Origin of the sequence: Longimicrobium sp. (genome assembly GCF_036554565.1) — a bacterium.
In the GTDB taxonomy this organism is placed as follows: domain Bacteria; phylum Gemmatimonadota; class Gemmatimonadetes; order Longimicrobiales; family Longimicrobiaceae; genus Longimicrobium.
In genome coordinates this window covers 1-9,316 of sequence record NZ_DATBNB010000444.1, presented here as the reverse complement: position 1 = coordinate 9,316, position 9,316 = coordinate 1, and the positions used below count along the sequence as shown (strand labels likewise).

Here is a 9,316-nt window from a genome sequence, read left to right as displayed (position 1 = left end):
CGCGCTGCTCGTGGGCCCTCCCGGCACCGGCAAGACGCTGCTTGCGCGCGCCGTGGCGGGTGAGGCCGGGCGGCCCTTCTTCAGCATGTCGGGCTCGGACTTCGTGGAGATGTTCGTGGGCGTGGGCGCCAGCCGCGTGCGAGACCTCTTTGAGCAGGGCAAGAGCCACGCGCCCTGCATCATCTTCATCGACGAGATCGACGCGGTGGGCCGCCACCGCGGCGCGGGGCTGGGCGGCGGGCACGACGAGCGCGAGCAGACGCTGAACCAGCTGCTGGTGGAGATGGACGGGTTCGAGGGCAACGACGGGGTGATCCTGGTGGCCGCCACCAACCGCCCCGACGTGCTGGACCCGGCGCTGCTGCGCCCTGGCCGCTTCGACCGCCAGATCGTGGTGGACCTGCCGGACCTGCGCGGCCGCGAGGGCATCCTGAAGGTGCACATGAAGAAGGTGCCCACCGCCCCCGACGTGGACGTGAACGTGCTGGCGCGCGGCACGCCGGGAATGGCCGGCGCCGACCTGGCGAACCTGGTGAACGAGGCCGCCCTGCTCGCCGCCCGCCGCGGGCGCGACAAGGTGTACATGGGCGACTTCGAGGAGGCCAAGGACAAGGTGATGCTGGGCGCCGAGCGCCGCTCGTTCGTCATGAAGGACGAGGAGCGCCGGCTGACGGCGTACCACGAGGCCGGCCACGCCGTCTGCACGGTCACCATCCCGGGGAACGACCCGCTGCACAAGGTGACGATCATCCCCCGCGGGCGGGCGCTGGGGCTGGCGTTCACTCTGCCCGAGGACGACCGCGTGTCCGTTACCCGCCAGCAGCTGGAGGCCAAGCTGGTGATGACATACGGCGGGCGCGCGGCCGAGGAGCTGGTGTTCGGGCGCGACCGGGTGACCACCGGCGCCTCCGGCGACATCCAGCAGGCCACCCGCATCGCCCGGCGATACGTGACGCAGTGGGGGCTGAGCGACGCCGTGGGCCCCGTTGCCATCGCCGAGGGCGAGCACGAGGTCTTCCTGGGGCGCGACATTGGGCAGCGGCGCGAGGTGTCGGAAAAGATGTCGGAGCTGGTGGATGCGGAGGTCGGCCGCGTGCTGAACGAGGCGCTGGGCCGCGCGCGCGACACGCTGCGCGAGAACATCGACCTGCTGCACGCCGTGGCCAACCAGCTGCTGGAGCGCGAAACGCTGACGCGTGACGACGTGCTGCTGCTGGCCGCGGGCAAGGAGCTGCCGCCGCTGAAGCCGCTGGACGAGCCGGGCCCGCCCGACCTCGCCGGCCTTCCGGCCCCCGCGCCGGACCGGCCCAAGCCCGCCGGCGGCATCGAGGGATTGAAGCCGAGGCTCGCGTAACGACGGTAACGATGGTCACTACGGTGGCCGAGAACATCCCGGGCTCCCCATGCGGAGCCCGGGATGTTTTGCGTCACGGCCCGGACGCAGCGGCGCAGCCGATGTCATCCCGATGGAGCGGCCAAGAAAGATCATCCCGCACACCATCGATGGCAGCGACTGAGGGATCCGCCACACACCCGGCCTGGTGCGCCGGTGCGGAGGATTCGGTGAGGCCCAGGCCTGCTGGGGCGAATGAATTCGCGGCAACGCCCACACGAAGTCTGCCTTCGCAGACTGGCCTGCCGCGGAGTGAATTCGAGTGCGTGGCGCGCCCGGGTGATGGTGCAGTTCTCCCCCTCTCCCGCTTGCGGGAGAGGGGGAGAGGGCAGCCGAGGAATGCGCCGGCGCTCGTCGAACTGCCGCGAGCCCCGCCCGCGCCGGAACCCGAGCACCGCACCGGGGCTTCACCAGCACGCCAGGGCAGGCCGAGCTTGCACCAGCGCCTGGGCGCCCGACCGCCTGAGCCACACGAAAGCGTGCAGTTCGCGCAGGCGGACATCAGGTGTTTGTTGCAGCCAAGTCATTCGCCCGTGCCGGGCCGCGGTGCACGCTGACGCTCGCGTGCGCTTCGACGGTTGTGTGGCGGATCCCTCAGTCGCTGCGATCTGTGGTACAATCGTCAGGGTTCGCCGGGGCCGCTCCATCGGGATGACATTTGCGCGTTGGCGGGTGCGGTGCGGGTGTGGTTGACGCTCCGGGATGCGCTGTCGCGCCGCCGGTCGGGGCTTCGCCTGCCCCTCGGGCGCAGTTGGGCTTGCACCGGAGCCTGGGCGCGCCCGACCGCTCGAGCCACATGAATGCGTGCAGTCCGCGCAGGCGGACATCGTGTGTTTGTTGCAGCAAATTCATTCGCCCGTGCCAGGTCGCGGCCTCGGCATCCAAGGATGACGCCCACGCCACGAAGGTCCGGCCTTCTAATGTGCCGCGCGCTTGCCTTGGCGGTTTTGCGTTCGATACTTTCGGCCCCATGGGTATCTCCAGCGCACGTCTCGATCTGCCGCGTTTGCCGACCGTCTCCCATGACGTGTGGGCGATCCGCGGGCGGGTGCTTTCGCTGGACCGGCCGCTGGTGATGGGCATTCTGAACGTCACTCCGGACAGCTTCAGCGACGGCGGACGGTTCCTGAATCCTGCCCGCGCGGTGGAGCAGGCGCGGCGGATGGCGGAGGACGGCGCGGACCTGCTCGACGTCGGCGGCGAGTCTACCCGGCCCGGTGCCCCCGCCGTCTCCGCGGACGAAGAGGCGGCGCGCGTCGTGCCTGTGCTGCGGGCCATCAAGGACGCGCTCGCCATCCCCGTCTCCGTGGATACGCGCAAGGCTGAGGTGGCGCGGGAGGCGCTGGAGTGCGGCGCGCACATCATCAACGACGTGTCGGGGCTGGGCGATGCGCGGATGGCCGGCGTCCTCGCTCCCTCCGGCGCCGGGCTGGTGCTGATGCACATGCGCGGCACGCCCGAAACCATGCAGCGGATGACGGACTACGGCGACGTGGTGGACGACGTGGCGGCGGAGTTGGGGCAGGCGCTGGAGCGTGCGGACCGGGCCGGGATCGCGCGCGAGCGGATCGTGGTGGACCCGGGGATCGGGTTCGCCAAGACCGCGGAGCAGAACCTGGAGCTGATCGCCGGGTTGGCGCGTCTGGAGCGGCGGCTGGGCCGCCCCGTTCTGCTCGGCGCATCGCGCAAGTCGTTCATCGGCGCGCTCCTCGGCGGCGTTCCGGCGGACGCGCGCGACCCGGGGAGCGTCGGCGCGTGTGTGGCCGGGCTGGCGCGGGGCGCGCGCATCTTCCGCGTGCACGACGTACGCTCCACCCGCCACGCGCTGGACGTGGCGCACGCGGTGCTGCGGCTTTCGGCGGAGGGCCCGTGAACGTCCTGGTGGAGCGTTTCGGCTTCCTGGCGCCGGACTGGAAGGACCTCCTCGAGATCCTGGTGGTCGCCGTCGTCGTCTACCGCGTGCTGCGGGTGCTGGCGGGGACGAGGGCCATCCAGATGCTCATGGGCATCTTCGCCGTCGTGGCCACCTACGGCGCCGCGCGGGTGCTGAACCTGTCGCTGCTGGAGTACCTGCTGGAGCGCGTCTTCGAGTTCGGCGTGATCGCCGCGCTCATCGTCTTTCAGCCCGAACTCCGCAGCGCCCTCGCCCAGTTGGGGCAGAACCGGCTCCTGCGCGTGTTCTCGCGGCTGGAGCAGATGCAGGTGGCGGAAGAGGTGTCGCAGGCGGTGGAAGAGATGTCGCGCGGCAAGGTGGGCGCCATCATCGCCGTGGAGCGCGAGGTGGGACTGGGCGAGTACCTGGAGTCGGGCACCGCCCTGCAGGCCCGCGTTTCCGACGCGCTCCTGCTGAACATCTTCACGCCCTACTCGCTCCTCCACGACGGCGCGGCGGTCATTCGCGGGGACCAGATCGTGGCGGCGGGCGTCATCCTGCCGCTCACCCAGTCCGTGCTGGACGATCGCACGTTGGGGACGCGCCACCGCGCCGCCCTGGGCCTTTCCGAAGAGACGGACGCGATGGTCGTGGTGGTGTCCGAAGAGACGGGCGCGATCTCCCTGGCCCACGGCGGCCGCCTTCATCGCCACCTGACGCCCGACCAGTTGGAGAAGATGCTGAACGAAGGCGCGCCCGGCGGCGTGGAGCGGCGCGGCGTCCTCACCGGCGACTGATCCCGCCTCGCGCGCCGGACGTCCGCATGACTTCTCTCCCACGCACCTGCCTGCTGCTCCTGGCGGCGCTCGTGCTCCTCGGCACGCTTGGGACGCGCGCCGCAGCGCAGGCCACGCCCGACACATCCGCGGGAAAGACGTTCGTCATCGTGCACGGCGCGTGGGGCGGGGGATGGGCGTGGAAGCGTGTGGATTCGCTGCTGACGGCGCGCGGCCACACCGTCTATCGGCCGACGCTCACGGGGCTGGGCGAGCGCGTGCACCTGGGCTCGCCCGAGGTGGGGCTGGGCACGCACGTGCGCGACGTCGTCAACACGCTGGTCTACGAGGACCTGCGCGGCGTCATCCTCGTCGGCCACAGCTACGGCGGGATGGTGATCACCGGCGTGGCGGACCAGATGCCGGATCGCATCAGCTACCTGGTGTACCTGGACGCGTACCTGCCGGAGCACGGCGAGAGCGTGCTGAGCCTCAACGCACCCCTGCGCGACTCTACGCTAGCGAGCTGGACTCGCTTCGGGATGATCGTGCCGCCCTGGCTGGAGCCGGCGCGCGACCCGCCATGGGACGTTCCCCATCCGTACCGCAGCTTCGCCGATCCGCTGCTGCTCGCCCATCCACCCGGCCGCGGCCTCCGCGCCACGTACATTCTGACGATGGAGCCCGGCAAGCAGACGGACTCATTCTCGATGTACGCGGACCGCGCCCGCGCACGCGGCTGGACCGTGCTGCAGATGCCGGCCGGCCACAATCCCCACACCACCGCCCCGGGCGAACTGGCGGACCTGTTGCACCGGCTGATGGGGCAGTAAGTACGTGCTCCGGGCATCTCGAGAGGAGGCAGGCCATTCTTGGCGCCGTGCGTTCGTCCGCATCCGGGTTGACCCTTGCTGCACGCGAGATTAGATTTGCGTTCGGAAAACGTTCGGTTTTGGGAACCCTGAGGGGGGAGGCGAGGGCTATGGCGACCGCTCATGACGTCGCGGCTTACATTCTTACCAAGCGACGCCCGCTCTCCGCGATGAAGCTTCAGAAGCTGGTGTACTACTCGCAGGCTTGGTCTACCGTTTGGGATGATCGCAAACTCTTCGACGAACGCATCGAGGCGTGGGCGAACGGCCCCGTTGTCCCTGACCTGTACCAGCTTCACCGGGGACAATTCGAAATCCGAGAGTGGCCTCGTGGCGACCCTGGCGCCCTGAACGACGAAGAGCGGGCGACCGTTGACGCGGTGGTGGAATACTACGGCTGGCGCAACGCTCAAACCCTTAGCGACATGACTCATCGAGAGGACCCCTGGCGATTGGCGCGGGAAGGGCTTCCCGACGGAGAGCGCGGAAACCGGGAGATCACGCCGGCTTCCATGTCCGAGTACTACAGCAGCTTGCAGGAAACCGAGGACGATGGCACAGAAGGGTAAGAAACCCACGTCGAAATACGACGACCGGGGCGACGATAGGTCGCCCCGGTCGTCGTTTGCGAAGGGGAATGAGAAGCGCCCGCGCGGCACTGCCCCAGACTACGGGGGTGAATTGCCGCTCTGGGCGTTTCGGATCGTAGACCTCGATGGGCCGTGGTGTTGGTCCAGAATGGACGGCGGTGTGCTGCGCGACGTATTGGAAAGGCTCAAGAATCTGGAAACCATGTCTTGGCACGATATCGAGTCCAGGACTGGAAGCCACTTCATCGAAACGGGCGACAAGGGGTTTTGCAAGCAGGCACGCGATAGACTGGCCGAGATCCGCCAGGACGACGCCGACGCGCTGTTCTCGTTGCGCGTCACTGGACGACGACGGATCTGGGGCATCCGCGACGGCGGCATCCTTCGAATCCTCTGGTGGGACCCGGAGCACGAGGTCTATCCTTCGCACCTGAAGGGCACGTAGCGGAGCAGGCAGTGGCGACCGCGACAGCGGTGGAAATCCAGGTAAGCGGAACGGGCCGCATGGAAGAACTCCCTCGCTCGCTTCAGCTTGCTCCCGCCCCCGCAACGACATACAATCGTCCGCATGAACGCCGAGATGCTGGCCGCGCGGGTTGCGGAGGTTCGGGAGGGGATCGAGCGGGCGATGCAGCGCGCCGGGCGCACCGGCGACGTGACGCTCGTGGCCGTCACCAAGACGCATCCGCCGGAGATCGTGCAGGCCGCCATCGCCGCCGGCCTGGCGGACGTGGGCGAGAACCGCGTGCAGGAGATGGAGGACAAGGTGGCCGCCGTGGGTCGCAAAGCCGTGCGCTGGCACCTGATCGGCCATCTTCAGCGCAACAAGGCCGGCAAGGCGGTGGAACTCGCGGACCTGGTGCACTCGCTGGATTCGCTGCGCCTGGCCGAAGCGCTGTCGAAAGAGGCGGAGCGCGCGGGGACGACGGTGGATGCGCTCGTCCAGGTGAACACCTCCGGCGAGGAGAGCAAGTTCGGGCTGGCGGCCGACGAGGCGGTGGATGCCATCGGTTGGATGGCGGAGCTGCCGGGCCTGCGGCTGCTCGGGATGATGACCATGGCGCCGTTCACCGACGACCAGGCCGTCATCCGGCGCACCTTCGCGGCGGCGCGGCGGCTGTGCGAAGATACCGCGCGGCAGGTACCCGCCTTCAATGGAAGCCAGCTTTCGATGGGCATGAGCAACGACTACGAGATCGCGGTGGAAGAGGGAAGCACCCTCGTCCGCGTGGGCTCGACCCTCTTTGGAGAGCGCGGGCGATGATCGATCTCACGCCGCTGGACGTACGAAAGAAGAAGGGCGACTTCCGGAAGGTCGTCCGCGGGTACGACGCCGCGTCGGTGGACGACTACCTGGACACCGTCGCGCAGCGCTTCGAGGAGCTGGTGCGCGAGAACTCCAGCCTCAGCGTTCGGGTGGAGGGGATGGCGGAGTCCATCGCCGCCTACCGCGACCGCGAGCGCGCCATGAACGAGGCCCTGGTCTCTGCCCAGCAGCTTCGCGAGGAGATGCGCGAGCAGGCCGCCCGCGAGGCCGACCTGGTCCTGCGCGAGGCCCGCGCCGAGGCCGACCGCATCGTGGGCGAGGCGCGCCGCCAGGCCACGATGGCCGCGGAGACCCTGCGCCGGCTGCAGGGGCAGCGCGTGCGGTTCCTCCGCCTCTTCCGCGCCCTCGTGGAGCGGCAGCTGACAGAGATTGAGCAGGAGGAGGAGCGCACCTCCGCCGTCGGACGGGGGGACGAGGATCCCGAGGCGCAGGGGAACTGACGCGTGGACGTGAGAGAGCAGATCGCGGCGGCCGTTGGGGAAATCCGCGGCCGGAGCACGCTGGAGCCGCGCGTCGCCATCATCCTGGGTACCGGGCTGGGCGGGCTGGCGGAACGCATCGAGGTAGAGACGGAGATCCCGTACGCCGAAATCCCGCACTTTCCGCTGTCCACCGTCGAGACGCACACCGGGCGGCTGCTGCTGGGGCGGCTGGGCGGCAAGCCGGTCGTGGCGATGCAGGGCCGCTTCCATCGCTACGAGGGCTACACCCTCCAGCAGGTGACCTTTCCCGTGCGGGTGATGCGGGCGTTGGGCGCGGACACCCTCGTCGTCTCCAACGCGTGCGGCGGCATGAACCCGTTCTGGGGACCCGGCGACCTGGTGCTGATCGCGGACCACATCAACCTGCTGGGCGACAACCCACTGATCGGACCCAACCTGGACGAGCTGGGGCCGCGCTTCCCCGACATGTCAGCCGTGTACGACGCCGATCTGCGGCGGATCGCGGTGGAGGTGGCGCTGGAGCGGGGGATCACGCTGCGGCGCGGCGTTTACGTCGCCGTCGCCGGGCCCAACCTGGAAACGCGCGCCGAGTACCGCATGCTGCGGATGATGGGTGCCGACGTGGTCGGGATGTCGACGGTGCCGGAGGTGATCGTGGCCATCCACGGCGGCATGCGGGTGATGGGAGTATCCATCATTACCGACCAGTGCCTGCCCGATGCGCTGGAAGTGGCCGACATCCGGAAGATCATCGCCGTCGCCGGCGCCGCCGAGCCGAACCTGACGGCGCTGGTCGAAGGCGTGGTCGAGCGGCTATGAGCGGGGCGCGACGATGACGAAGTGGACCCTCGCCGCCGTCGTGGCGTTGGCCGCCGGATGCGCGAGTCCGGGCGGGGCTCCACCGCCCGCTGCACCGCCTGCGACCGCGGATGCCGGGGTACGTCCAGGGACCGCGTCAGCATTGGAGGAGGCGCCGATCGCCGCGTGGGTGGCCGCCTTCGAGCACCTCTTCGAGATCTCCGGCGCAGATGGCGACCGCGAGCAGCCGCCGATCGCCTACTGCATCGAGATTGGTACGCGAGCCGTGGCCACGGAGGTGCTCGCGGCGCTGAACGAGCGGATTCCGCACAGGGCGCCCCAGCCGTGCGAGTTTGCTGGGGATTACGCGAAAACCCCGGACGGGCGCCCCGCGTGGAGGTTCTGGATCAGCAGCATCCACAGGAGCCCGCGGTTCGATGACGGTTGGGCGGTGGAGCTGAACTACATGGCTGGGCCGCTGCACGGCGCCGGCTGGCGGTGCAACGTCAAGGAGTCGGCCGGCCACTGGAGGGTGACCGATTGCGACCGGACGTTCACATCGTAGATCCGCGTTGCCGAGTTCGATGCGGCCGGGGAGCCTGGGGGCTTCCCGGCCTTTTGCGTACGTCTACAGGAGCGGATGAATCCTCCGCAACACCGGCGGGAAGCCTCCCGAGGGGCATGCGGCCCGAAGCCCCGCCCGACCTCCATCAAGCTGCCGCCGTGTGGTCAACCGGTGTCATGCTGACGTGTAGCCGCTGGTCGAGCGCGGTGGCAATCCGCTGCAGCATGCTGAGCGAGTGCCCTTCGTAATCCGCGTCCTCCAGCCGGCTGATGACCGACTGGCGGGTTCCGATGAGGTCCGCCAACTGCTTCTGAGTCAGCCCCGCCGCGGTCCGCCGGTCGTAGATCAACTGCGCGATCTCGGCATTGATGCGTTCCCGCTCAACGGCGCGCGCGCGAGCGGGATCGTCCTTGATGTAGCGGCGCCACAGCACGCCGCTCGCGCCTTGCTGAGCTACATCGTCCATCGTCAGTGCTCCTCCCGGTACGTGTGCCCCTCAGGTGCAGTCGCGAATCGACGCTTGTGCTCGGCTGCCCGCCTGATCTCGCGAGGTGGCACGGTGCGTTCCTTGGTGCACCCGTGCGAAATGACCGCGGTCGAGCCGTGGAAGAAGTAGAGCACGCGGTAGTTCACCCGCGTCGAGGTGATCCGAAGTTCGTGAATGCCGTCACGTAGGATA

At 69.1% G+C, this 9,316-nt stretch carries 12 protein-coding genes; 10 read left to right on the top strand and 2 right to left on the bottom strand.

The window, feature by feature from the left end:
* The 10 genes from ftsH to VIB55_RS12120 all read left to right on the top strand — a co-directional run.
* Nucleotides 1–1,354 (top strand): ATP-dependent zinc metalloprotease FtsH (ftsH, locus tag VIB55_RS12165; protein WP_331876916.1); only part of this gene is annotated, 1,354 nt, incomplete at its 5' end.
* A 1,045-nt stretch (nucleotides 1,355–2,399) separates the two neighbouring features.
* Nucleotides 2,400–3,266 carry a dihydropteroate synthase gene (folP, locus tag VIB55_RS12160; RefSeq protein ID WP_331876915.1) on the top strand — a complete coding sequence of 289 codons (867 nt, stop codon included), beginning with the start codon at nucleotides 2,400–2,402 and terminating at the stop codon, nucleotides 3,264–3,266.
* Nucleotides 3,263–4,063, top strand: coding sequence for a diadenylate cyclase CdaA (gene cdaA, locus VIB55_RS12155; RefSeq protein ID WP_331876914.1), 801 nt, complete (start codon nucleotides 3,263–3,265; stop codon nucleotides 4,061–4,063). Before folP ends, cdaA begins: the two co-directional genes overlap by 4 nt.
* A gap of 26 nt (nucleotides 4,064–4,089) precedes the next feature.
* Nucleotides 4,090–4,875 (top strand): alpha/beta hydrolase, encoded by a 786-nt coding sequence (locus VIB55_RS12150; protein WP_331876913.1) that lies wholly within the window; start codon nucleotides 4,090–4,092, stop codon nucleotides 4,873–4,875.
* 209 nt (nucleotides 4,876–5,084) lie between these two features.
* The gene (locus VIB55_RS12145; RefSeq protein ID WP_331876912.1) at nucleotides 5,085–5,483 is read left to right on the top strand and encodes a Panacea domain-containing protein; all 399 of its coding nucleotides are present in this window, start codon (nucleotides 5,085–5,087) and stop codon (nucleotides 5,481–5,483) included.
* Nucleotides 5,467–5,949 (top strand): hypothetical protein, encoded by a 483-nt coding sequence (locus VIB55_RS12140; RefSeq protein ID WP_331876911.1) that lies wholly within the window; start codon nucleotides 5,467–5,469, stop codon nucleotides 5,947–5,949. The genes VIB55_RS12145 and VIB55_RS12140 overlap by 17 nt, the downstream gene beginning before the upstream one ends.
* A gap of 123 nt (nucleotides 5,950–6,072) precedes the next feature.
* Entirely contained in the window at nucleotides 6,073–6,768 is a 696-nt protein-coding gene (locus tag VIB55_RS12135; protein ID WP_331876910.1) for a YggS family pyridoxal phosphate-dependent enzyme, read from the top strand.
* On the top strand, nucleotides 6,765–7,271 hold the full coding sequence (locus tag VIB55_RS12130; RefSeq protein WP_331876909.1) for a DivIVA domain-containing protein: 507 nt from the start codon (nucleotides 6,765–6,767) through the stop codon (nucleotides 7,269–7,271). The genes VIB55_RS12135 and VIB55_RS12130 overlap by 4 nt, the downstream gene beginning before the upstream one ends.
* A 3-nt stretch (nucleotides 7,272–7,274) precedes the next feature.
* The gene (locus VIB55_RS12125; RefSeq protein ID WP_331876908.1) at nucleotides 7,275–8,093 is read left to right on the top strand and encodes a purine-nucleoside phosphorylase; all 819 of its coding nucleotides are present in this window, start codon (nucleotides 7,275–7,277) and stop codon (nucleotides 8,091–8,093) included.
* 142 nt (nucleotides 8,094–8,235) lie between these two features.
* The gene (locus VIB55_RS12120; protein ID WP_331876907.1) at nucleotides 8,236–8,637 is read left to right on the top strand and encodes a hypothetical protein; all 402 of its coding nucleotides are present in this window, start codon (nucleotides 8,236–8,238) and stop codon (nucleotides 8,635–8,637) included.
* A gap of 145 nt (nucleotides 8,638–8,782) precedes the next feature.
* On the opposite strand, the gene VIB55_RS12115 is transcribed toward VIB55_RS12120, so the two are convergent.
* A complete protein-coding gene (locus VIB55_RS12115; protein ID WP_331876906.1) occupies nucleotides 8,783–9,103 on the bottom strand; it encodes a helix-turn-helix domain-containing protein in 321 nt (106 codons plus the stop codon).
* A gap of 2 nt (nucleotides 9,104–9,105) precedes the next feature.
* A partial coding sequence (locus VIB55_RS12110) for a type II toxin-antitoxin system RelE/ParE family toxin (protein WP_331876905.1) occupies nucleotides 9,106–9,316 on the bottom strand: 211 nt, incomplete at its 5' end.

What these genes read in the sequence shown, in the direction of transcription:
- VIB55_RS12130 (WP_331876909.1), top strand. Translation starts at nt 6,765, where the DNA reads ATGATCGATCTCACGCCGCTGGACGTACGAAAGAAGAAGGGCGACTTC.
- VIB55_RS12135 (WP_331876910.1), top strand. Translation starts at nt 6,073, where the DNA reads ATGAACGCCGAGATGCTGGCCGCGCGGGTTGCGGAGGTTCGGGAGGGG.
- VIB55_RS12115 (WP_331876906.1), bottom strand. Translation starts at nt 9,103, where the DNA reads ATGGACGATGTAGCTCAGCAAGGCGCGAGCGGCGTGCTGTGGCGCCGC.
- VIB55_RS12140 (WP_331876911.1), top strand. Translation starts at nt 5,467, where the DNA reads ATGGCACAGAAGGGTAAGAAACCCACGTCGAAATACGACGACCGGGGC.
- VIB55_RS12150 (WP_331876913.1), top strand. Translation starts at nt 4,090, where the DNA reads ATGACTTCTCTCCCACGCACCTGCCTGCTGCTCCTGGCGGCGCTCGTG.
- VIB55_RS12145 (WP_331876912.1), top strand. Translation starts at nt 5,085, where the DNA reads ATGAAGCTTCAGAAGCTGGTGTACTACTCGCAGGCTTGGTCTACCGTT.